This is a genomic window from Bacillus sp. SRL543, assembly GCF_984799205.1.
On record NZ_OZ481794.1, the window covers coordinates 3,296,393 to 3,318,031 of the forward strand.

Consider the following 21,639-nt stretch of genomic DNA (forward strand, 5'->3'; position numbering starts at 1 on the left):
TCAGGCAACCCCCAATCTTTGCAGTGCATTTTCCTCTGACGGCTCAAGACGGATGATTTTAAACAGCCCCGACATATCGAATAGCCTTTGTACCGCCGGTGAAATTGCACAGACGACCATTTCGCCGTGAAGCTGCTTAATCTGCTTATACCTGCCCAGGATCACTCCCAGGCCTGAGCTGTCCATAAAGGTTAATTGCTCCAGATTGAGGACAATATGGCGGATCCCGTAAGACTCAATGGCACTTGTTGCCTTTTCCCTTAATTCATCTGCCATATGGTGGTCCAGTTCTCCGCTTAAGCGAATGCACAGCACATCATTTTTTACTTCCAGTCCAATCATTAGACCCATGATTGATAGCCTCCTTCTCTGCTGCCGGAAAATTCAAGGTCCGGCCGGCCGTCCATGCCCGATGCTGCCCTGCATGGAACAAGCCTTTCTAGACAGTCAATTTCGCTGAAAGAGGCCCTTATTCCTTCCTGGAGGCAAAACTAGTGCGCTTTCGCTAAATTTTCCTTGATGCGCCTTTTTTTCGACATCAGTTTGATTTCGTAAAGATGCCCAGAGCCCGTTTATACAGTGTCCACCAGCCTGCTTCCTTTACTTCACTCTTGGCCACCAGCGGACTCTCTACGATGGTCTTCCCGTCTTTTTCAACCTTCAGGGTACCAATCTGATCGCCTTTAGCGATTGGGGCCTTAAGATCTTTTTTCAGGATGACGGTTTTCTTGACTTCTTTCGTGTCTTCACCTTTCTTTGTCAGCAGGGAGATCGGCTCGCTTGTCAAAGCTTCCACCTGCTTTTTCTCGCCTTTGCTGACATTGGCAGATCCAAGTGCTTCACTCCGCTTGTACATTGGATGGGTCTCATACTGGCTGAAAGCATAATCCAGCATCTTGGTCACCTGTGCATTTCTTTCCTTGGATGTAGGAGCGCCAAAGACGACTGCGATTACCCTCATCCCATTTTTCTCTGCTGTAGCTGTAAGACAATATTTCGCTTCATTAGTAAAGCCTGTCTTCAAACCGTCGACTCCCGGATAGAAGCGGACCAGTTTGTTTGTATTCACCAGCCAGAATTTCTTATCGGTATCTTCCCGTAAATAGGCTTCATAAGTTCCCGTGAACTTGGTTATACCTTCATATTTCAGCAGTTCCTTGGCCATAAGGGCCATATCATGGGCTGTGCTGTAGTGCTCGGTTACCGGAAGGCCTGTCGCATTTTTGAATTCCGTGTCCTTCAAGCCCAGCTCCCTGGCTTTATTATTCATCATTTTGACGAACTCTTCTTCTGAACCGGCGAGCCTTTCTGCCACGGCAACGGAAGCATCATTTCCTGATCCGATGGCAATCCCTTTCAGCATCTGTTCTGTGGTCATTTCTTCACCCGGTTCAAGGAATATCTGCGAGCCCCCCATGGAGGCAGCATATTCACTCGCCCTGATTTTTTCATTCATGGAAAGCTTTCCTGTATCAATAGCTTCCATGATCAGCAGCATGGTCATGATCTTGGTCATGCTGGCTGGAGGCAGCTGTTCTTTGCTGTTTTGTTCATATAAAATAGCCCCGGTATCCCGCTCAATCAAAATTGCCGATTTTACGTTGTCAACCAGCTTCACACCGCTTTCTTCGGCTAAGGCTGCCGGTGCCATCATTGCTGATATTAAAACAAACACCATTATAGAAACGATTCGCTTCATCACATAACCCTCCATTCTTTATAGCCTCCATTTTTTCCAAAGGAGACAAATTTATACAATAAATCAGCGGAGGTGATGTTTTTATTTTGCATAAGGGGCTTCAGATGGATTGCTATATTCAGGGACTGCAGATCAGAGGGTTTTCTCCGAGTGCCGGAAGGGTGCATTCTCCAGTATTTCAGGCTGGTGCTGAGGGGATGGGGACAGGGTTGAACGCAGAAAAAAGCTGCACCCCTTCAGGATGCAGCTTTTCCATACAGTCTTATTCAGTAATTTCCTCATGCACCAGTACAGGAGCATCTGCTTTAGCAGCCGTGATTTTGATGTTGCTGTAAAGGCGCTCTTTGACTTCTTCTACGTCCTCGAAGTTGCTGTAGATGGTGGCAAGTGATTCTCCTTTTGAGACAGTGTCTCCAATCTTCTTGCGGAGCATCAGGCCGACGGCAAGATCGATTTCTGATTCTTTTGTCGCCCGTCCTGCACCAAGGACCATGGCAGCCGTTCCCACGGCGTCAGCGACGATCTCTGAAACATAGCCGTCTTCTTTTGCTTCAAGCTCATAAACAAATTTGGCCTGCGGCAGGCGGGAAGGATCATCGACAACCGAAGCATCGCCTCCCTGTGAGCTGAGGAATGTTTTCATTGCTTCTAGGGCGGAGCCATCCTTGATCGCCTGCTCCAGCATTTCGCGTGCTTGTGCCGGAGTTTCTGCCTTTTCAGCCAGCACAACCATATGGCTTCCGAGTACAAGGCACAGTTCAGTCAGATCTTCCGGTCCTTCGCCTCTTAATGTGTCGATCGCTTCTTTCACTTCCAACGCATTGCCAATGGCAAAACCAAGCGGCTGGCTCATGTCTGAAATGACTGCCATCGTTTTGCGGCCGACATTGTTCCCGATCCTTACCATCGCTTTTGCAAGCTCTCTTGAATCATCCAGCGTCTTCATAAAGGCGCCTGCCCCGGTTTTCACGTCAAGGACGATGGCATCTGCGCCGGCTGCAATCTTTTTGCTCATGATGGAGCTGGCAATCAGCGGGATACTGTCAACCGTTGCCGTCACATCGCGGAGCGCATATAATTTCTTATCCGCCGGCGTGAGGTTGCCGCTCTGTCCGATAACGGCAATTTTGTTCTGGTTAACCAGCTTGATGAACTCTTCGTTCTCTATTTCTACGTGGAAGCCTTCAACCGCCTCCAATTTGTCGATCGTACCGCCTGTATGGCCAAGGCCCCGGCCGGACATTTTCGCAACCGGTACACCAACTGCTGCTACAAGAGGGCCGAGCACCAGCGTAGTTGTATCGCCGACTCCCCCTGTGGAGTGCTTGTCTACTTTGATGCCTTCGATTTTCGACAGATCGATCTTATCGCCTGATTCCACCATGCTCATCGTCAAATCTGCTCTCTCATTTTCCGTCATGCCCCGGAAAAAGATTGCCATCGTCAAAGCACTGATCTGATAGTCAGGAATCGAACCATCAGTGTAGCCTTTAATTATAAATTGGATTTCTTCCGAAGACAGTTCCTTGCCGTCGCGTTTCTTTTCTATCAAGTCCACCATTCTCATTTTCGTCACCACTTTTTCTTTATTTAAGCACCAAACTGGCGTACAAGCTCTTTCACATAAGCTAGGAAGTCCGCCTTCACTTTTTCAGTCGTTTCAATTACTTCTTCATGGTTCAGCGGCTGATCCAGTATGCCTGCTGCCATATTGGAAATGCAGGAAATGCCGAGTACTTTCAGGCCGGCATGCCTTGCCACGATTACTTCAGGCACAGTCGACATGCCCACTGCGTCCCCGCCCATGGTGCGGAGCATCCTTACCTCGGCAGGCGTTTCATATGTCGGGCCGGTATTCCCGACATAAACACCTTCCTGGATGGAAATATTCAGCTTGCTGGCAATTTCCCTTGCCTGCTTGCGCAGCTCCCTGGAGTAGGCTTCCGACATATCAGGGAAACGGACGCCAAGCTTGGAATCATTCGGCCCGATCAGCGGATTGCTTCCCATATTGTTGATATGGTCGGAAATCAGCATTAAATTGCCGGGTGCAAAACTTTCGTTTACACCGCCGGCAGCATTGGTGACAATCAGGATTTCCACTCCAAGCTCTTTCATTACCCTTACAGGGAAAGTGACTTTGTCAAAGCTGTATCCTTCATAATAGTGGAAGCGCCCTTGCATCGCTACAGCCTGCACACCGTTCAGAAGGCCGAATACAAGCTGGCCTGCATGCCCTTCAACTGTTGAAACAGGAAAATCCGGGATTTCATTATAAGGAATCTTTACCGGCTGTTCGATTTCATCTGCGAGAATACCGAGACCGGAGCCAAGGATCAGACCGATTTTTGGGGTTTCTCCGTACTTTCCTTTTAAAAATTGTGCTGCATTTTGAATTTTTCCGTAGTCCATTCTATAATCCCCTTTTTATATGAATATGCTGAGCCAGGCTGCAGAATCAGACTTGGCCTTCCGCTGCCAGTTTCATTTATATGCTCAGCATAGTCAGTTGTTTAAGATGATGGTGCAGGTTTACAATTCGCCCAAAAAGCTTATTCCAAACTTCGGTGCCGCCACAGCAAAGTTTTCCGCTACAGTCGCGCCGATATCGGCGAATGTCTGTCTGACCGGCAGTTCTTTTCCGCCTGACATGCCCTTGGAATAAGCCAACAGCGGCACATATTCACGTGTATGGTCAGTTCCGGGGTGGACGGGGTCATTCCCGTGATCAGCGGTAATGATGAGCAAGTCATCTTCCTTCAGCTTATCAAAGACTTCAGTCAGGCGCGCATCATATTCTTCAAGCGCTTTTCCGTAGCCCTCAGGGTCTCTTCTGTGTCCGAAAAGGGCATCAAAGTCAACAAGATTCAAGAAACTCAATCCTGTGAAATCCATATCCATCGTTTCAAGGAGCTTATCCATCCCATCCATGTTAGACTCAGTGCGGAGCGACTTTGTCACGCCCTCGCCGTCATAGATATCAGAAATTTTCCCGATCGCCAGCACATCCAGGCCGCCGTCCTTCAGTTCATTCATGACGGTCCTGTCAAATGGCTTCAGGGCATAGTCATGGCGATTGGGTGTACGCTTGAACTCTCCCGGCTGCCCGATGAACGGACGCGCTATCACTCTTCCAACCATGTATTTCTCGTCAAGTGTCAGTTCCCTGGCGATTTTGCAGATGCTGTACAGCTCATCGATCGGCACAATCTCTTCATGTGCTGCAATCTGCAGTACCGAGTCTGCCGAGGTGTACACGATCAGCGCGCCTGTTTTCATATGCTCTTCCCCAAGCTCATCAAGGATCTCTGTTCCGCTTGCCGGCTTGTTTCCAATGATTTTTCTGCCTGTGCGGGCTTCAAGCTCTGAGAGCAGTTCATCCGGGAAGCCGTCAGGGAATACCCTGAACGGGGTTTCGATATTCAGGCCCATGATTTCCCAATGTCCTGTCATGGTGTCTTTTCCGTTTGATGCTTCCTGCATCACTGTGTAAGAAGCGAGCGGCTTCTCTGCTTTTTCAATACCTTTGATTTCTTTAATATTGCTGAGCCCCAGCCTGCCCATATTCGGCATATCCAGCCCGTTCATTCTTTCAGCGATATGGCCGAGCGTATCAGAGCCCTTGTCGCCAAAGCGATCTGCATCCGGCGCCTCGCCTATTCCCACCGAATCCATTACAATGAGAAAGATTCTTTTATATGTATGCGGATTCATGTAATCTCCTCCTAAACATGTACACGTTTTCAATTTATTTTACAGGTATATGTTACCCTTTTTCAAAAGGATTAACCTGCAAGAGGTTTAAATTCGTCAGAAGTCTGACATCTATATTCTACAAAATAAACAGCCTAAAAAACAAGAAAAAACTGCTTTATATTCAGCAGTTTTGTTAGATTTATTTTTTTATAGATACAAAGCGCCTTTTTTTCAGGCACGGGGATGGAATTTTGAATACACATCCTTCAGCCTTGTTTTCGTTACATGAGTATAAATCTGGGTTGTCGATATATCCGCATGCCCGAGCATTTCCTGTACTGCACGCAAGTCAGCTCCATTCTCCAGCAGATGGGTGGCAAATGAATGCCTTAAAGTATGCGGAGTGAGCTCTTTTTCGATGCCTGCATCGCCCGCAAGCTTTTTCAGGATTTTCCAGAATCCCTGGCGGGTCAGCTGCCTTCCATGATGGTTCAGGAATAAGGTATCATCTCTGCGGCTTTTGGAAACAAAATGCGGCCTTCCCTGCAGAAGGTATCTTTCAATTGCCTCTGAAGCCGTTTTCCCAATCGGGATGATTCTTTCTTTATTCCCTTTCCCGATGCAGCGGACAAAGCCCATCGTTAAATGGACATCTCCTATCTGGAGGCCGATCAGTTCACTGACCCTGATGCCTGTTGCATACAGAAGCTCAAGCATCGCTTTGTCGCGGAGACTGTAATGACTCGAGTCGGACGGCGACTCCAGGAGGGTTTCCACCTCCGCCATGCTCAGGACTTTCGGAAGGGTTCTTTCCTGCTGCGGAGACTCAATATGTACAGATGGATCTGTTTCGCATGCCTTTTCCCTCAGCAGGAACTGATGGAAGGCCCTTATGGAAGCAATATGCCTGGCAAGTGTCTTAGCGGATTTCCCCTGCTCCTTCAGCCTTTTCAGAAACTGGACGATGTGGACCCTCTGGACTTCATTCAAACTGGCAAGCCCTTCGCTTTTCACAATGAATTTCAGATAACTTTTCAAGTCACGTTCATAAGAGACAATCGTATTGTTAGCCAGTCCCTTTTCAATCATTAAAAAGTGGACAAAATCTTTCAGCCTGTCTTCCATTTATGCATTACTCCCCATTCAGGTAAAACAGAATCAGTCTGTCAAACCAGTCGGTTTCATCAGAAACTGCATCACCTGATACCCTGACGGCGCTGCCTTCCGGCTCATCATAGCGATGATAGCTCTGATATTCTTCATTTAACCATAAAAGCCCATAATAAAAAAGGATTGTACATCCCGTAAACAGGACAAATACCTTCAATGTTTTAAATGTCATGATCATCCATGATCTCATCATTCTTCCTCCAGCTGCATTCTATAGTAAAAGATATGCCAAGCTGGACAAGATTTATACCTCCCTGGCTAAAGCTTTTGGCCATTCCAGCGGATTTCCGGAAAATAATAAAAACCTTTTCCGGTTAAAAGAAAAGGTTCCCGTCAATCAGCCTCATCGGCGCTATCATCTTTATCCTGGCAGCGGTAGCAGATGCCATGAAATGTCAGGCGGTGATCTTTGATCTTAAAGTTCCAGTCACGCTCGACAATCGCTTCGACATCCTCCAGAAGATCATCCTGGATTTCATCTACTGCCCCGCATTCTATGCATACTAAATGGTGGTGGAAATGGGCGGCGCCTTCCTGCCTGAGGTCATAGCGGGAAACTCCATCACCAAAGTTGATTTTATCGACAATTTTCAGTTCCGTTAACAGCTCCAATGTGCGATAAACGGTCGCCAGCCCTATCTCAGGCGACTTCTCTTTGACAAGGAGGTACACATCTTCCGCGCTCAGATGATCTTCTTCATTCTCCAGCAGCACACGGACTGTCGCTTCACGCTGCGGCGTTAGTTTATAGCTTGACGAATGCAGCTGCTTTTTTATTCTATCTATTCTAGTCTCCATCCCGTAAAGTCCCTCCCTCGCACTGTCAGCTCTCATTATAACAGATAGGGAGATGTTTTCAAAATAAAATCATTATAAATAAGAAGATACAAACATTATCAAAACAAAGTTATTATTATATGAAAACAATTATAAAATTTTATTTAAGGCTTTACGCTGCTGACAACCGATTTCATCAGGGCCGGGGAAAGATAGGCTTCTATGCCTGCTGCGACTGATAGCAATACAATCGCCATGCAGAACACCGCCACATATTTTCCAAACATCGGCATAACAGGCTGTCCGAGATTTTTCATGAATTGCCGCCTGATCATTTTCAAGGACAAAGCCACTGTCATTGCTGCAGTGATTATGAATATCGGAATGATGATAAGATTCTGCGGCATGACCGATACAAAGGAAAGCAGAAAACCGTCCCAGCCCATCCGATTCACTAGAAAGCCGACAGTAAACCCCACAACCATCCCCTTCATAAATAAAAGCACCAGGATGACAGGCAGGCCGATGATCGAGATTCCGAGAAGCCACATCAGGCCGATGAACTTGCTGTTATGAAACAGGCTTTGGATGAAAAGATCATTTGACTCAGCCACAGTTCCGGCAGATACTTGTCCAAAAAACTGCGACAGATAATAATACAAATCTTCCTTTTGATTGAAGCTCATGCTGTTCACTACTACGGCCCCGAATATAACCCCCATCAGAAACAGGACGATGACGAATAAGTAGATCGAGGAATGCTCGCGAAAATGAGTGGCTGCAAAGTTCTGGTACATACGTTTCTTCATTGCTCTTCCTCCTGTAGAATCTGTTATTACATCCTATGCAGAAGACAGCATTCTATGACAAGCATCTATCATTTTGCCATTATTCAAAAAAATATTGCCAGTCTTTGCGGCACCAGATATAATCGGAACAATCATAAAGGAGGAATGGAAAATGAATCCTGTTTTAATCGATTTCCCTGAGATCATCGCAGAGACAGAAAGACTGTATATCCGCCCTTGCCTGCCTGGCGATGGGAAAGAAGTATATGATGCTGTCATGGCATCAAAGGAAGAGCTGAAAAAATGGCTGCCTTTCGCTGCCAAAGAGCAGTCCCCTGAAGAAACAGAAGCTGGAATCCGCAGATCATATGCCCAATTTTGGCTGAAGGAAGATATCCGCCTCCATATATACCGCAAAGAAGACGGCCGATTCATCGGATCGACTGGCCTGCACCGCATCGATTGGGAAGCCGGCCGGTTTGAAATCGGGTACTGGTGCGATACGCGCCACCACAGGAAAGGATATATTACAGAAGCGGTCAAAGCCCTTATTGAGTTTACCTTCGGCAGCCTGTCTGCCAATAGGATCGAAATACGATGCGATCCGGAGAACATTGCCAGCAGGAAAATCCCCGAAATACTCGGCTTTACGCTGGAAACTACATTGAAGAAAAACACTCTCTGCGCCAGTGGAGAAGCTTTGCGGGATACCTGCATCTTTGCGAAACTAAAAGAATAGAAACAGGCCGGATCCGCGCTTAGGGGATCCGGCCTGCTGTGACGATTTCTAAATATAAACAGGGACAGGGCCTGGTTCGTTCCTGCTTCCCGCGCTGTCAATGCTCAACTTTTCCGTACTTTCCTCCGCCGCCTGCTTTCAAGCTGAGCTGCCCGCTCCTCGCTTTGGCGATCAGCTCTGCAAGCTTATGGGGAATAACCTCTTCCAGGGCCTCCTTCGGCACTCTGTGAAGAATATCCATTTCGGTCCCGAAATGATCCAGCAGCCTTTCCAGTATCTTTGGGCCTAGGCCGGGAATGAATTCGAGCGGCACTTGATGGACATATGGCGGCCTGTCTGCCGGTGCATCCACAGCTGTCTTCAGCTCCATAATCCGATCGGCCACTCCCTTCACCTGTTTGCTGCTTCCGCACTCCCTGCAGCCAGACTGCCCGGGCGAGAGAGGGGAATGGCAATCCATACAAACCGTCTGATGATATTTTCCCAGCTGCGGATCCAGTCCGTAATTGGCAGAAATCCCTCTTCCACCCTCTTTTTTTAAGGCTAGCTGAAACTCCCTGAATGAAGCCCCGGCCATATCAATCTGCTGATATTCCCTGGCTATCTTCCCGAGTGAATGGGCATCTGAATTTGTCAGGAATGGATATTTGTGCAGCTCTTGTATCTGATCCGCCATCTCTGTATCCGAACTTAAGCCCAGCTCAATCCCATCTATAAGATCTTTATCAAAAACCTCCTCAAGCGACCGGTCCACTCCTTTTCCATACATGCTTTTGAAAGGCGTGAAGACATGGGCCGGAATGAATAATCCGCCAAGTGCTTTCACCTGTGACTGCAGCTCTTTCCCTGATGCATAAATGCGCTGTGAGCTTAAATGGATATTCTTGAGGCGGCTTTTCAGCCATGAAGAGAATTCCTTCATATCATCAAGGCTTGGAAAATAGCAGAGCACATGGATAGGGCCCTTGCAGCTTTCATCATAGATTTCAAGCTCTGCCCCCGGGATGATTGCAAGGCCGCCGTACAGCAGGCCTCCTTCAGGCGATTGCACAAGTTCGCCCGAGGCCATCAGCCCTTCCATTTCCGCAATGACCTCAGGAGAATGGCAGTCAATAATCCCGATCATATCAAGTCCCTTGCTGTCCCTTGCATGCTCAATGATATTGGAAAAAACAAGGGATCTGGCCCCGGTTATTTTAACGGCGCGGCCTGACTTTGTCCGGCCGATATGGATGTGCATATCAGCATAATAAGACTGGAGAGTCATCTGCTTTTCAGCTGTTCGATCTGGAGATATTGGACAGCATAAACCGTTTTCGCATCATGAATTCTTTGTTCTTCTATATAAGCCTCCGCCTCTTCAAGGCTAAGCTCAATCACATCGACAAACTCATCTTCATCCGGAACGGCAGGATTTTCTTTTTTGCTCAGTTTTCTGGCAGCGTAAATATGGAGAATTTCATCAGCGAATCCTGGTGAAGTATAAAAGGAAACGAGCTTTTCAATTTCTCCGCACACATAGCCTGTCTCCTCTTCAAGCTCCCTCTTTGCACAAAGTTCCGGATCCTCGCCTTTTTCAAGCTTGCCTGCCGGAATTTCCACGATTGCTTTTTCAAGGGGTTTTCTGAACTGCTCTACCATCACGATCTTGTTGTCATCTGTAAGGGGAATGACAGCTACCGCTCCAGGATGCTTGACAATTTCACGCTTTGAGTTTTTTCCGTTCGGCAGTTCCACATCGTCCACCTGCAGGCTGATGACCTTCCCGTTAAAAATATGCTCAGTCTTTATCGTTTTTTCTTCTAAAGGATGATTCACTGTTCTATCACTCCAGTTCTAATCCGATTATCTGCTCATACATTTTATCATACTTTATTTGGGGGAGTATGAATTGAAAATCCACGTCCACTCTAAAGGCGTCATCCTTGCAGGAAAGGCATGGGAAATCCGTGAAAAATTAAGAGAGTACGGCAGTAAACATACGCTGCTCAAGGAATGGATCGATTCGGCAGATGCAGCCGCCGGACGGAAGGAAGTCCGGCTCCGGAGGGTAAAATAATCTCTTATATTTGTACCCCTGCCCCTCTTTTCGATACAATGAATTCATCATAATTTTGAGGTGAGGATATGAGAAAGAGGGAGCTTGGAAAGTCAGGATTGTATGTAAGCGAGCTTGGGCTCGGCTGCATGTCGCTCAGAACAGATGCCCTGGAAGGCAGGAAAATCATTGAAGCTGCTTTGGAAGAAGGCGTAAATTATTTTGATACTGCCGATCTATACGATTTCGGGGAAAATGAAAAAATCGTCGGAGAAGCACTCAGGGAAGTTCGTGAAAATGTCATTATTGCCACAAAAGCAGGCAACCGCTGGAACGAAGCAAAAGACGGATGGAGCTGGGACCCTTCAAAGGCATATATCAAAGAAGCGGTCAAAGCAAGCCTGAAACGGCTGGGAACTGATTATATCGACTTGTACCAGCTTCACGGCGGGACCCTTGATGATCCGATTGAAGAGACAATTGAAGCTTTTGAGGAATTGAAAGAGGAGGGTTATATCCGCAACTATGGGATATCTTCCATCAGGCCTAATGTAATCCGCGAATACGTGGAAAAGTCCAATATCTCTTCCGTGATGATGCAGTACAGCATCCTTGACCGCCGCCCTGAGGAGACAGCCCTGCCGCTTCTTAAGGAGAATGCTATCAGCGTTGTGGCCCGCGGGCCTCTCGCCAAGGGGATGCTGAGCGATAAGATGCTGGGCAAAGCCTCTGGGTCCGTAAAGGAAAACGGCTATCTTGATTACAGCTATACAGAGCTTGAAGATGTTCTCCGCCAGCTGAAAGATGCGGCAGGCAGCCGCTCAATGACAGAACTGGCCTTTCAATATGTGCTTTCCAGCTCTGTCGTTGCATCTGTGGCTGCTGGCGCCAGCTCGGCTGCACAGGTCAGGGAGAATGCAAGGGCGGCGGCAGCTGATCCTTTATCGGCTGAAGAACTGGAGGCCATCAGGTCTATCAGCCTGGCAAATCAATATGGACAGCACAGATAGGACATGGCGATTGCCATATAATCAAAAAAAGGAACAGGATTATAATACTTCCTGTTCCTTTTCTTTATTGTGCAGGTGCCAATCCAGCGCCCTTCCATCAAGCAGTTTTACCACCGGATCTTTCTCCTTGATATAAGATTCAATATCATAAGGATATTTCCGGGCGGCTTTCAGCTTTGTCCTGCTGTATAAATCGGCTTCCTCCGGATGTTCCCGCAGATAATCCCGGAACAGAAGATGCCTGCCGATTTCCCTATGCCCCTTTGGATAACAGTGCAGATGCACCAGCCTTTCACCCGCTCCGGTAAATCTTACAAAATACCTCCGGCCAGGAATCCCGTTTTCTCCTTTTGCTATATAGCCCTATTCTTTCAGCCTGTCGGCTGCCTGCTCAAAAAGAGCAATGCTGTCCGCCTCGGCCAGGATATCGATGATGGGTTTAGCACTCATGCCGGGAATGGAGGTGCTTCCGATATGGCGGATGACTGCCGTGCTGCCGAATACTTCGGCGAGCAGCTTTTTTTCCTTCTCAAAGGAAATGGGCCAGCTCCGGCTGTACGGCAGGACATCCACCTTCCTCGGCCCGGTTTCCATCATTTATACTCTTTCCAATTTAAATCGCTATCTTGGAGAAGCTCTTCAAAGCTCTTATTCTTCTCTTTTAAACGCCGTTCCTCTTTCTTTCTTTTTTCCTCTTCCTCCGCCTTCTTCACTTCCTCATCTTTCAGCTGCTTCTTTGCTGCCTTCAGCTGGTCCATCAGGTCCTGATTCAGCATATCACCGAGTGTAACCGGCTTATCATCTTTTTTCTGCTGTGTTGGCTGGCGTTTTTTCTTCATATCTATCCCTCTTTTTGCGTATTTACAGGATATTATAGCATACAAGGACCGGTGCCGAATTCTTCACTGCTCAAAAAAGGTCAGCTGCTGAATTCAAGAAACTCAATCCTGTTGCCGAACGGATCTTCTGTAAAGAAACGGTTTCTGCCATCGATCGGCGGCTCCTCCTTAATCATTGCCCCGGCCTCCTCCAGCCTGCTCCGCAGTCCCGCGAGATTCTCAACCGCAAAACCCGGATGGGCCTTCCTCGCCGGAAGGAAATCATCCTGGATGCCGATGTGCACCTCCTGGCTTCCGCACAGGAACCAGCAGCCGCCCCTTTTTTGCAGATTGGCGGGCTTTGGAATCTCTTCAAGCCCCAAAATTTTGCCATAAAACTCCCTGGCCTGTTCTTCCGTCCCTTTTGGAGCTGCCAGCTGAATATGATCAATTCCTTTAAATGTAACTCCCATTTAAATTCCCCTCTCTGAAGACAGAAGAAAGGTACAGCCGCCAAGGCTGCACCCGCCTTCTATTAAAATGCATCCGTTAAGACCGAATCGTCCACCTGCAGCTCCGGCCCGGTCGAGCTGACTACCTCTTCAACCGTGAAGCCTTTCGCCACCTCGACCAGCTTCAGCCCATCGGCTGTTACATCAATCACGGCCCGTTCAGTGATGATGCGGTCCACTACCCCTTTTCCTGTCAGCGGGAGGGAGCAGGACTTGAGGATCTTGCTATCCCCGTTTTTATTCGTATGCTCCATGATGACAATGATCTTCTGTGCCCCATGGACAAGATCCATCGCACCGCCCATTCCTTTGATCATTTTGCCGGGAATCATCCAATTGGCCAGATCTCCTCCCTCGGAAACCTCCATGCCGCCCAGAATGGCCACATTGACATGCCCGCCCCGAATCATCGCAAAAGATTCGGCACTGTCAAAATAGGCTGCACCCGGTATGGCCGTTACCGTTTCTTTTCCGGCATTGATCAGGTCAGCGTCCACATCTTCTTTTTCAGGATAGGGGCCGATTCCAAGAAGCCCGTTCTCAGATTGAAGGACAACTTCCTTGTTTTCGGAAATGTAGTTGGCCACAAGTGTCGGCATGCCTATGCCGAGGTTTACATAAAAACCGTTTTCAATTTCTCTTTCTGCCCGTCTGGCAATTTTCTCGCGCACGGAGCCTTTATCGCTGCTCATGTCTGCTGCTCCTTTCTCTCCTTGATTATGATTTAACAGTCAGCCGCTCAATCCGCTTTTCCTGGCTGCCTTTAATGATGCTTTGCACATAAATGCTTGGCGTATGGATCTGCTCCGGCTCAAGCTCGCCTGTCTCCACAAGGTTTTCCACTTCCGCTATGGTTGTTTTCCCTGCGGCCGCAATCATCGGATTGAAATTCCTCGCCGTTTTCCGGTAAACGAGATTTCCCATCCGGTCCCCTTTCCAGGCGCGGACCAGGCTGAAGTCTGCGGCAAGCGCCTCTTCAAGCAGATATTCCTTCCCGTTGAACGTCCTTGTCTCTTTTCCTTCCGCGATCGGGGTCCCTACGCCGGCTGGTGTATAAAATGCCGGAATGCCGGCCCCGCCTGCGCGGATTTTCTCTGCCAGCGTTCCCTGCGGCAGCAGTTCGACCTCAATTTCGCCTGACAATACCTGGCGCTCAAACTCCTTATTTTCCCCTACATAGGAGCCGATCATTTTTCTGATTTGCTTGTTTTTTAACAGGAGGCCCAGACCCCAATCGTCCACTCCGCAGTTATTGGAAATAACGGTCAGATCCTTCACCCCTTTTTCCACGAGCGCAAGGATCAGATTCTCCGGAATGCCGCAGAGTCCGAAGCCGCCTACCATCAATGTCGCTCCATCCTGGATGCCGGCAACTGCTTCCTGGAAGGAAGTATGTATTGTTTTCATCGTTTCTCTCCTCTCCTTTTTTCTTTTTGCTGCCTTTCCCTTCAGCGCAGGCTGCTAGGCCAGCTCCACCACTGTGGCTACTCCCTGGCCGCCGCCGATGCATAGTGCAGCAAGCCCTTTTTCTGCATTCCGCTTCTTCATCTCATGCAGAAGTGTAACAAGGACCCTTGCACCACTGGCGCCGATCGGATGGCCAAGCGCAATTGCCCCGCCGTTTACGTTCAAAATCTCATTGTTGAAGCCGAGCTCTTTGCCTACTGCAAGCGATTGGGCGGCAAAAGCTTCATTTGCTTCGATCAATCCAAGATCTTCAATTGAAATCCCTGCTTTCTCCAGCACCTTCTTGACTGCTGGCACCGGTCCGATTCCCATGATGCTTGGATCTACACCGGCACTTGCATTTGCTTTGATGACAGCAAGCGGCTGGACCCCGAGCTCTTCCGCCTTTGCCCTGCTCATCACAACAAGCGCAGCAGCACCATCATTGATGCCGGATGCATTGCCGGCAGTAACGGAGCCGTCCTTTTTGAAGGCCGGCCTTAAGCCTGCGAGCTTTTCTGCCGTTGTCCCTTTTTTCAGATATTCATCTGTATCGAAGACGACCGGATCCCCTTTGCGCTGGGGAATTTCCACAGGCACAATTTCATCCTTGAAGCGCCCGGCTTCTTGTGCTTTCTGCGCTTTTTCCTGGCTCCATGCCGCAAATGTGTCCTGCTCTTCCCTGCTGAGTCCATACTGCGAGCACAGGTTTTCCGCTGTCATGCCCATATGGTAATCATTGAATGCACACCACAGCCCGTCAGAGACCATGCTGTCGACCAGCTTTTGATCGCCCATTTTAAATCCATCGCGGGCACCCTTCAGCAAATAAGGAGCCTGGCTCATATTTTCCATGCCGCCGGCAACGACGACATCTGCATCCCCCGCCATAATCGCCTGATAGGCGAGATGCACTGCCTTCAATCCGGAGCCGCATACTTTATTGATCGTCATAGAGGAAACGCTTTCAGGAATCCCCGCCAAAATAGCTGCCTGCCTTGCCGGATTCTGGCCCAGGCCTGCCTGCAGCACGTTCCCCATGATAATTTCATCCACCTGGCCGGCCTCAAGACCCGCCTTTTCCAATGCACCCTTAATGGCAGCAGCCCCAAGCTCCGGAGCCGAAATTCCCTTCAGGCTCCCGTTAAAGCTTCCGATAGCCGTCCTTACAGCACTCGCTATTACGATGTCTGTCTGCTTCATCCTATTCACCCTTTCTTGACTGCAATATGTATTAGTTCGAGCCAAAAATGAAAAATTCCTTTTATTTTGTCAAAATTTCTATTATTCTTGCTTTTTATTTTTCTTTTCTCCTACAATATAAGAAAGCCCTTTCATTGTCTTGCAATCTACAAATAAAAATATGTTGTCAGGAGTGAAATCATGACCCTCTGCCTGCCAAAGAAAGCGACTATCATAGAAGTGGGCCCGCGCGACGGGCTGCAAAATGAAAAAACATTCATTCCCACCCCTGTAAAAAAGGAATTCATATCTGCGCTGAAGAAAGCCGGCTTTGCCGAGATGGAGATTACTTCCTTCGTGTCCCCGAAATGGGTGCCGCAAATGGCGGATGCGGGAGAAATTGCCGCCAGCTCCATTGGGGCGGGGGTGCGTGATATCGTCCTTGCCCCCAACAGGAAGGGGATCGAGCGCGCCTATATGACCGGCTGCCGGGCAATCGCTGTCTTTGTCGGGGTAAGCGACAGCTTCAACAAGAAAAATATCAACAAAACAACAGCAGAAAGCATGATGGAGATCATACCGCTGATCGAGGAATTGAAGGAAAAAGGCTACTTTGTGCGCGCATGCATCTCGACCAGCTTCTACTGCCCCTATGAAGGCAGAATAGAGGAAGAAAGGACCGTTGAGCTTTGCCGCCAATTTACTCTGGCCGGTGCAGATGAGCTGAGTGTGGCCGATACGATCGGCATGGCTGCCCCGCATGAAGCATACTCCCTGTTCAGCAGGCTGAAGCAGGAATTCCCGGATGTTTTGCTGACTGCACATTTTCATGATACAAGGAAAATGGCTTTGACGAATATCTTTGCCGCTCTCCAGGCAGGTGTCGACCGCTTCGACACCTCTGCCGGCGGCCTTGGGGGCTGTCCGTTCGCTCCAGGCGCGGCAGGAAATGCGGCAACTGAGGATGTTGTGAATATGCTTGAAAGGATGGGGATCAGCACAGGAATCGATTTGGGCCGCCTTTTAGATGCCATCGATGTTGTACAGCCCCATCTCAGCCGTCCGATTGAAAGCGCCGTTTATCAGCTGCATGCAAGAGAGGCATCCAGGGAACAGGCGGGTTCATAATCCTGTATATCTGTATAACTTCCGCCTTTGTGAGCATTTTAAGAATTAATGCTAAATCAAAGGAGGAATCAGCATGAGCCAGAAGCGTGACAAAGGGAACAGCCAGAAAGGCAAGCCGTCAAGCGATACTGTCAATAATACGATTGCAGCTGAAGAGCTGGAAAAAGCCATTCACCCGGCAAGGGGCCAGAATTCTCCGCAATAGCTGCTCAGCAGCCGCGTTTTCCGCGGCTGTTTTTCGTTCATTAAAGCAGAATTTTTCTTTATAAAGAAAACGATGGTTTTCGGTCCGTTTTCATTTCGAAGAGCATCTGCTAATGGTAAAATAAAGAAAAAACCTTAATTTTGGAGGGATCGTCTTGAGAAAGGCATTCCGTTACCTTTTTTCACTGCTCGTCTTTTTAACCTCGATCGGTGTGTATTTCACCAATCGGATCATGTATATGAAGAAAAAGGATGACAGCTTTATCCTTAACAGGGAAACAGAAGCCGGGAGGTTAGATCCCCTTTCCTTCAGCAGCCTTGCGAAGAGAGAAGTTTCTATCCCATCCCCTTTCGGCTATTCCCTCAAAGCGGTTCTTGCAGAGCCGCACGCATCCAATAAATACATCATCATCTGCCATGGAGTGACCGAAAACAAAACAAACAGCATCAAGTATATGAATCTGTTTCTCAACCGCGGATTCAATGCCCTGATCTATGACCACCGCCGGCACGGAGAATCTGGCGGCAAGACTACGAGCTATGGGCATTATGAGAAGTTCGACCTCCAGGCTGTGGTCCACTGGCTGAAAAAAGAGAAAGGCGATGACCTGCTTTTAGGCATCCACGGCGAATCGATGGGTGCTGCCACCATGCTGCTGTATGCCGGCATGCTTGAGGACGGAGCCGATTTTTATGTAGCTGACTGCCCGTTCTCGGATTTCAGGGAGCAGCTATCCTACCGGCTGAAAACAGAAATGAAGCTTCCGCCCCAGCTTGTTCTGCCAGTGGCAGACATCTTCCTGCGCCTCAGGGAAAAATATTCCCTGAATGAAGTGTCCCCCATTGCTGTCATCGACCAGATCAAAAAGCCGGTGCTGTTCATCCACAGCACCAAGGATGATTTCATCCTGCCCACCATGACAGAGGCCCTTTTCCTGCGCAAGCCCGGCCCGAAAAAACTGTTTCTTGCCATGAACGGGGTCCATGCCCAGTCCTTGAATGAGAACCGCAATGATTATGAGAAAGCCATTGATGAATTTCTTGAGGACTATGTTTTAAAAAAAGATCCGGTGGCGGCCGGTTCTTAAACAGTTCGGGAGGAGGCTCCTTAAAGCCTCCTCCCTTCTCTATTCACTGGCCTAGCATCATTGCCGTGCATCTCCTTATCTGTTTCTCTGCTGTATGACAGCTTTTCCTTCGGCAGACAGGCCCCTCACAAGTTCGAACTCACCGGCCGCAAAGTAAAAGCGCCCGTCTTCTGTCTCAATCAGCTTCGCTGGCTCGAATGCATCCTTCTTTCCCGCCTCTACTGCCTTTATATCATCGTTCCGGATCCGGCCAAACACGACCGGCACTTTATGCTTTAAATTGCCTTCTGTGTCATATTGATAGAAGGTTTCGGGATAGACCGTCATATGATCATTCTGCTCATATTCCCAATGATTATGGCCCGCGTTCTTCCAGCCGGCCTTCTTGCTTTCCTGAAGATAGGCTGCGGCAACCGCCTGCACCTTTTCCGCCCCATTGTCTGCTTCCCGCTCCTGCTCTGTCAGATACAAAACAATTGTTCCGCCCTTCACTTTTTCTTTATGTATCACCTTTTGCACATTGAAAGGCACTTCTGTGCTCATCGCTTCCTCGAAGGATTTAGGCTGGCATGCTGCAAGGAAGATGGCCGCCAGCATGATCCATAAGCCTGCCTTTTTCTTCATTCTCCCGCCCCCTTCAGTTCCTTCTATCATTAAATGCGGAAACAGCATGTAACATGCGCCAAGCAGCGCTATGATTCTCTAGCCTTATACGGCTTTTTTGAAACCTGAATTTATAAAAAAATCCATTTTGCCCGTCTTCTGCCGGTGTTTCTGATTCAAAAGCACAGGAAAATCCCATCCCGCCTTGCTCACCCCCAGGCAAGCACAAGACGATCCTGCCAGAAAAGCGCTCTTTGCCTTTTTGGCAGGAATGGCTTGTGACCTCCAGGGGCAGGCGCTGCTGCTGGACGTGGATCAAAAATTGATACTTATCCCCAAAACTTACAATTTATAAATTCCTATACAACCAAAAAAACAGACCGCATTGCGGCCTGCCTCAGGAAATCTTGTTAATAAAGCTCATTCTCGGATTTAAGTACTGATTCGGGCTTTTCAGCTGAAAGCAGCCCGCTTGGCTGGAATAATCAATTGTCATGCTTTCATCATAAAAGACTATTTTGGATTTTTCTATAAAGATGCTGCCGGCATCGGTGCTGATTTCCCTGTCGCCGGAATCCACTTCATCCACCAGCCATAAGGCGCTGACACCGCTGACAACACAGCCGCAGCCTTCTGTATCATATTTTAATTTTAAATAGCCTTCTTTTCCCGCTGTTTTTTCTTTGAGTTTTTCCTGTGCTGTTCTAGTGACTGCAATTTTCATGGGAAAATCACCTGCTTTCGTTTCATAATCCCATTCTAGCATAAAGCAGGCATTCCACCTTTTCACGTGCTCAGCACTTCCGCTTTTTCCCTGCTGATAAAACAGGCCCGGCTGCATGTGGAATCACCCGGAAGATGGCGGCCCCGTCTCCGGGCTAAGGCTATTTTCCCCCGGCATCTTCCGGACGGGGCTGTTCTTTCCGCTCTATTCCGCTGAGCGAATGGCGGTTAAACTTCCCTTTATCCGCCCCGGCTCCCGGAGCAATATTGGACATAGGCAGCTGCTCAAGCTCTTTGCCTCTTGGCATAAGAAACACCTCCTGCCTTTAAGGTGCTCCCCCTGCGCAAATCCATTCTCTTTTCCTGCCGCTATTCCCCTGCTGCCCTGACATCCGCAACCGTGTTCAGCGGGATGCGGTGGACCTCGCCAAAATGGTCTATGACATGAAGCTTTTGGCTGATTTCATCCCAATAGTGAATGTTTCCGATTACGAGTTCATGACGCCGGTTCCGGAAGTGCGTGATGGCAACCGCCTGGCCGAACTCCATCGCTTCGGCAAGCGTCTCATTCATCTGTTCAAGCTGCTGCTCATCCAGTTCTTTTGATTTTTCATAGGTGTCTTCTTTCGCCCAGTCGCGGAGCAGCTTTACATGCTCAGGGAGCATCATCGACGTCCATTTTATCCTTCCCCTGTCCCGGATCATATCTCTGCCTCCTTACATTTTATGGCCTCCGACCAGTGTGGCCCGATGCTTGGCTGTCCCTGCCGCAGTATAGGATATCGCCCGCAGCAGTGCACCGGATCCAAAACGGCGGCGGATGCTGTCGACGGTGTATCCGAGCTCACGGCTTTTCCAGCTGTTCAGGTCAAAAAGGCTGAGCTGGAATTCATGGTCATCCACGATATTGCCGAGGGCCATTGAAATTTTCCGGACCGTCTTCCCGGAGTAATTTTCCTGAAAGAGCTCAAGGCAGATCTTGTATATATCCATGGTGACATTTGTCGGCTGGGCGATGGTGCGCGACCGGTAGAAGCCGCCCCCGAATTCATCCTGGCTGTACCCGACGCCAAAGCTGACTGTCCTTCCTGCTTTGCGGTGGTTTCTTGCCCTCCTTGCCAGCTCTTCGCACATTTCAAGGATCACCTGCTTGATCTCCCCTTCATCTTTATAGTCGCGCAGCAGGATCTGGCTTTTCCCAAAGCTGATCTGCCCCTCCATGATGGGCGCGCCGATGTCGGAAAGATCAACGCCCCAGGCATGGTGGTAAAGCTGGTTCCCCATGATCCCGAATTTCTTTTCCAGCGCTTCCAGATCATAGCGGGCCAGCTGCCCGACCGTGAAAATGCCCATCCCGTTCAGGGTCTTTTCCACCCTTCTCCCGATGCCCCACATTTCCCTCAGGGGTGAAACCTTCCAAAGCTTTTCCTTGACGTCATCGTATGTCCATTCTGCAATCCCCTTCTGCTTCGCCTCCAGATCAAGGCACAGCTTGGAGAGCAGCATATTGGGGCCGATGCCGATGGCACAGGGCAGCTGGAACTCCCTTTCAATATCATCCTTTATTTTCTCGGCAATGGTATAGGCGCCTCCCCAAAGCTTCGCTGCCCCATCCACTTTGATGAAGCTTTCATCTACACTGTAAGTATGGATGCTTTCCTTTGGGACGTAGCGGTGGAATACACGGGTGATCTCGGTGGAAATTCTCAGGTAGGTGGCCATTTTCGGTTCTACTACCATAATGCGGGGATCATCTGGGATTTCGAAATAGCGGGTGCCGGTCTTGACGCCAAATTCCTTTTTCATCCGCGGGGAGGCGGCGAGGACGATGCTTCCTTTCCGTTTTTTATCACCTACTACAGCAAGATAGCATTCAAGCGGGTCGAGGCCCTCCATCACAGCGGAACAGCTTGCATAAAAGCTTTTCATATCCACACATAATATTTGGTTGTTCGGCATCGTGCTGTAATCGATCATTTCTTCTCTCTCCCTTGGTGCTTGGCTGCATTCCTCTTGGC

The 21,639-nt window shown here is 48.8% G+C and carries 27 protein-coding genes and 1 pseudogene; 6 read left to right on the forward strand and 22 right to left on the reverse strand.

Features of this window, described 5'->3' with window-relative positions:
• The 9 genes from spoIIAA to spoIIM form a co-directional block, all read right to left on the reverse strand.
• Complete coding sequence (spoIIAA, locus tag AC4E8B_RS16900) at nucleotides 1-351, reverse strand: anti-sigma F factor antagonist (protein ID WP_490214500.1); 351 nt, start codon at nucleotides 349-351, stop codon at nucleotides 1-3.
• Nucleotides 352-538: 187 nt separating this feature from the next.
• A complete protein-coding gene (locus tag AC4E8B_RS16905; RefSeq protein ID WP_490214501.1) occupies nucleotides 539-1,699 on the reverse strand; it encodes a D-alanyl-D-alanine carboxypeptidase family protein in 1,161 nt (386 codons plus the stop codon).
• A gap of 262 nt (nucleotides 1,700-1,961) precedes the next feature.
• Nucleotides 1,962-3,266: a pyrimidine-nucleoside phosphorylase gene (locus AC4E8B_RS16910; RefSeq protein WP_490219743.1), complete on the reverse strand. Its 1,305-nt coding sequence runs from the start codon at nucleotides 3,264-3,266 to the stop codon at nucleotides 1,962-1,964.
• A 23-nt stretch (nucleotides 3,267-3,289) separates the two neighbouring features.
• Nucleotides 3,290-4,111, reverse strand: coding sequence for a purine-nucleoside phosphorylase (locus tag AC4E8B_RS16915; protein WP_490214502.1), 822 nt, complete (start codon nucleotides 4,109-4,111; stop codon nucleotides 3,290-3,292).
• A 120-nt stretch (nucleotides 4,112-4,231) separates the two neighbouring features.
• Complete coding sequence (gene deoB / locus AC4E8B_RS16920; RefSeq protein WP_490214503.1) at nucleotides 4,232-5,413, reverse strand: phosphopentomutase; 1,182 nt, start codon at nucleotides 5,411-5,413, stop codon at nucleotides 4,232-4,234.
• Nucleotides 5,414-5,626: 213 nt separating this feature from the next.
• Nucleotides 5,627-6,520 carry a site-specific tyrosine recombinase XerD gene (gene xerD / locus AC4E8B_RS16925; protein WP_490214504.1) on the reverse strand — a complete coding sequence of 298 codons (894 nt, stop codon included), beginning with the start codon at nucleotides 6,518-6,520 and terminating at the stop codon, nucleotides 5,627-5,629.
• Between the two features lie 7 nt (nucleotides 6,521-6,527).
• On the reverse strand, nucleotides 6,528-6,755 hold the full coding sequence (locus AC4E8B_RS16930) for a YqzK family protein (RefSeq protein ID WP_490219745.1): 228 nt from the start codon (nucleotides 6,753-6,755) through the stop codon (nucleotides 6,528-6,530).
• A gap of 143 nt (nucleotides 6,756-6,898) precedes the next feature.
• On the reverse strand, nucleotides 6,899-7,363 hold the full coding sequence (gene fur, locus AC4E8B_RS16935; RefSeq protein WP_490214505.1) for a ferric iron uptake transcriptional regulator: 465 nt from the start codon (nucleotides 7,361-7,363) through the stop codon (nucleotides 6,899-6,901).
• 143 nt (nucleotides 7,364-7,506) lie between these two features.
• Nucleotides 7,507-8,151 (reverse strand): stage II sporulation protein M, encoded by a 645-nt coding sequence (gene spoIIM / locus AC4E8B_RS16940; protein ID WP_490214506.1) that lies wholly within the window; start codon nucleotides 8,149-8,151, stop codon nucleotides 7,507-7,509.
• 151 nt (nucleotides 8,152-8,302) lie between these two features.
• Here spoIIM and AC4E8B_RS16945 point away from each other — a divergent pair, with 151 nt between their 5' ends.
• Nucleotides 8,303-8,869, forward strand: a complete 567-nt coding sequence (locus AC4E8B_RS16945) for a GNAT family N-acetyltransferase (protein ID WP_490214507.1) — start codon at nucleotides 8,303-8,305, stop codon at nucleotides 8,867-8,869.
• A gap of 97 nt (nucleotides 8,870-8,966) precedes the next feature.
• On the opposite strand, the gene AC4E8B_RS16950 is transcribed toward AC4E8B_RS16945, so the two are convergent.
• A complete protein-coding gene (locus AC4E8B_RS16950) occupies nucleotides 8,967-10,109 on the reverse strand; it encodes an endonuclease Q family protein (RefSeq protein WP_490214508.1) in 1,143 nt (380 codons plus the stop codon).
• 23 nt (nucleotides 10,110-10,132) lie between these two features.
• Complete coding sequence (locus AC4E8B_RS16955) at nucleotides 10,133-10,687, reverse strand: NUDIX hydrolase (protein ID WP_490214509.1); 555 nt, start codon at nucleotides 10,685-10,687, stop codon at nucleotides 10,133-10,135.
• Between the two features lie 73 nt (nucleotides 10,688-10,760).
• On the opposite strand from AC4E8B_RS16955, the gene mciZ reads away from it, so the two are divergent.
• Both mciZ and AC4E8B_RS16965 read left to right on the forward strand, forming a co-directional pair.
• Nucleotides 10,761-10,928, forward strand: a complete 168-nt coding sequence (mciZ, locus tag AC4E8B_RS16960) for a Z-ring formation inhibitor MciZ (RefSeq protein ID WP_490214510.1) — start codon at nucleotides 10,761-10,763, stop codon at nucleotides 10,926-10,928.
• Nucleotides 10,929-10,996: 68 nt separating this feature from the next.
• Nucleotides 10,997-11,917: an aldo/keto reductase gene (locus AC4E8B_RS16965; protein ID WP_490214511.1), complete on the forward strand. Its 921-nt coding sequence runs from the start codon at nucleotides 10,997-10,999 to the stop codon at nucleotides 11,915-11,917.
• Nucleotides 11,918-11,956: 39 nt separating this feature from the next.
• On the opposite strand, the pseudogene AC4E8B_RS16970 reads toward AC4E8B_RS16965, so the two are convergent.
• The 6 genes and pseudogenes from AC4E8B_RS16970 to AC4E8B_RS16995 form a co-directional block, all read right to left on the reverse strand.
• Nucleotides 11,957-12,514 (reverse strand): annotated as a pseudogene (locus tag AC4E8B_RS16970) (GrpB family protein).
• Nucleotides 12,511-12,756 (reverse strand): YqkE family protein, encoded by a 246-nt coding sequence (locus AC4E8B_RS16975; protein WP_490214512.1) that lies wholly within the window; start codon nucleotides 12,754-12,756, stop codon nucleotides 12,511-12,513. Before AC4E8B_RS16975 ends, AC4E8B_RS16970 begins: the two are co-directional and overlap by 4 nt.
• 80 nt (nucleotides 12,757-12,836) lie before the next feature.
• Nucleotides 12,837-13,208 (reverse strand): VOC family protein, encoded by a 372-nt coding sequence (locus AC4E8B_RS16980; RefSeq protein ID WP_490214513.1) that lies wholly within the window; start codon nucleotides 13,206-13,208, stop codon nucleotides 12,837-12,839.
• A 62-nt stretch (nucleotides 13,209-13,270) separates the two neighbouring features.
• A complete protein-coding gene (locus AC4E8B_RS16985) occupies nucleotides 13,271-13,939 on the reverse strand; it encodes a 3-oxoacid CoA-transferase subunit B (RefSeq protein WP_490214514.1) in 669 nt (222 codons plus the stop codon).
• Nucleotides 13,940-13,964: 25 nt separating this feature from the next.
• The gene (locus AC4E8B_RS16990; RefSeq protein ID WP_490214515.1) at nucleotides 13,965-14,654 is read right to left on the reverse strand and encodes a CoA transferase subunit A; all 690 of its coding nucleotides are present in this window, start codon (nucleotides 14,652-14,654) and stop codon (nucleotides 13,965-13,967) included.
• Nucleotides 14,655-14,708: 54 nt separating this feature from the next.
• Nucleotides 14,709-15,896 carry an acetyl-CoA C-acetyltransferase gene (locus AC4E8B_RS16995; RefSeq protein ID WP_490214516.1) on the reverse strand — a complete coding sequence of 396 codons (1,188 nt, stop codon included), beginning with the start codon at nucleotides 15,894-15,896 and terminating at the stop codon, nucleotides 14,709-14,711.
• Between the two features lie 180 nt (nucleotides 15,897-16,076).
• Between AC4E8B_RS16995 and AC4E8B_RS17000 the strand changes: the two genes are divergently transcribed.
• The 3 genes from AC4E8B_RS17000 to AC4E8B_RS17010 all read left to right on the forward strand — a co-directional run bounded on the left by AC4E8B_RS17000 (nucleotide 16,077) and on the right by AC4E8B_RS17010 (nucleotide 18,295).
• On the forward strand, nucleotides 16,077-17,003 hold the full coding sequence (locus tag AC4E8B_RS17000) for a hydroxymethylglutaryl-CoA lyase (protein WP_490214517.1): 927 nt from the start codon (nucleotides 16,077-16,079) through the stop codon (nucleotides 17,001-17,003).
• Nucleotides 17,004-17,076: 73 nt separating this feature from the next.
• Complete coding sequence (locus AC4E8B_RS17005; protein WP_490214518.1) at nucleotides 17,077-17,208, forward strand: hypothetical protein; 132 nt, start codon at nucleotides 17,077-17,079, stop codon at nucleotides 17,206-17,208.
• Nucleotides 17,209-17,362: 154 nt separating this feature from the next.
• Complete coding sequence (locus AC4E8B_RS17010) at nucleotides 17,363-18,295, forward strand: alpha/beta hydrolase (protein WP_490214519.1); 933 nt, start codon at nucleotides 17,363-17,365, stop codon at nucleotides 18,293-18,295.
• A 75-nt stretch (nucleotides 18,296-18,370) separates the two neighbouring features.
• On the opposite strand, the gene AC4E8B_RS17015 is transcribed toward AC4E8B_RS17010, so the two are convergent.
• From AC4E8B_RS17015 to AC4E8B_RS17035, 5 genes are all read right to left on the reverse strand, one after another.
• The gene (locus tag AC4E8B_RS17015) at nucleotides 18,371-18,919 is read right to left on the reverse strand and encodes a hypothetical protein (RefSeq protein ID WP_490214520.1); all 549 of its coding nucleotides are present in this window, start codon (nucleotides 18,917-18,919) and stop codon (nucleotides 18,371-18,373) included.
• A gap of 376 nt (nucleotides 18,920-19,295) precedes the next feature.
• The gene (locus AC4E8B_RS17020) at nucleotides 19,296-19,622 is read right to left on the reverse strand and encodes an iron-sulfur cluster biosynthesis family protein (protein ID WP_490214521.1); all 327 of its coding nucleotides are present in this window, start codon (nucleotides 19,620-19,622) and stop codon (nucleotides 19,296-19,298) included.
• 160 nt (nucleotides 19,623-19,782) lie between these two features.
• The gene (locus AC4E8B_RS17025; protein WP_490214522.1) at nucleotides 19,783-19,929 is read right to left on the reverse strand and encodes a hypothetical protein; all 147 of its coding nucleotides are present in this window, start codon (nucleotides 19,927-19,929) and stop codon (nucleotides 19,783-19,785) included.
• Nucleotides 19,930-19,990: 61 nt separating this feature from the next.
• Nucleotides 19,991-20,326: a YolD-like family protein gene (locus AC4E8B_RS17030; RefSeq protein WP_490214523.1), complete on the reverse strand. Its 336-nt coding sequence runs from the start codon at nucleotides 20,324-20,326 to the stop codon at nucleotides 19,991-19,993.
• 12 nt (nucleotides 20,327-20,338) lie between these two features.
• The gene (locus AC4E8B_RS17035; RefSeq protein WP_490214524.1) at nucleotides 20,339-21,598 is read right to left on the reverse strand and encodes a Y-family DNA polymerase; all 1,260 of its coding nucleotides are present in this window, start codon (nucleotides 21,596-21,598) and stop codon (nucleotides 20,339-20,341) included.
• Between the last annotated feature and the right edge of the window lie 41 nt (nucleotides 21,599-21,639).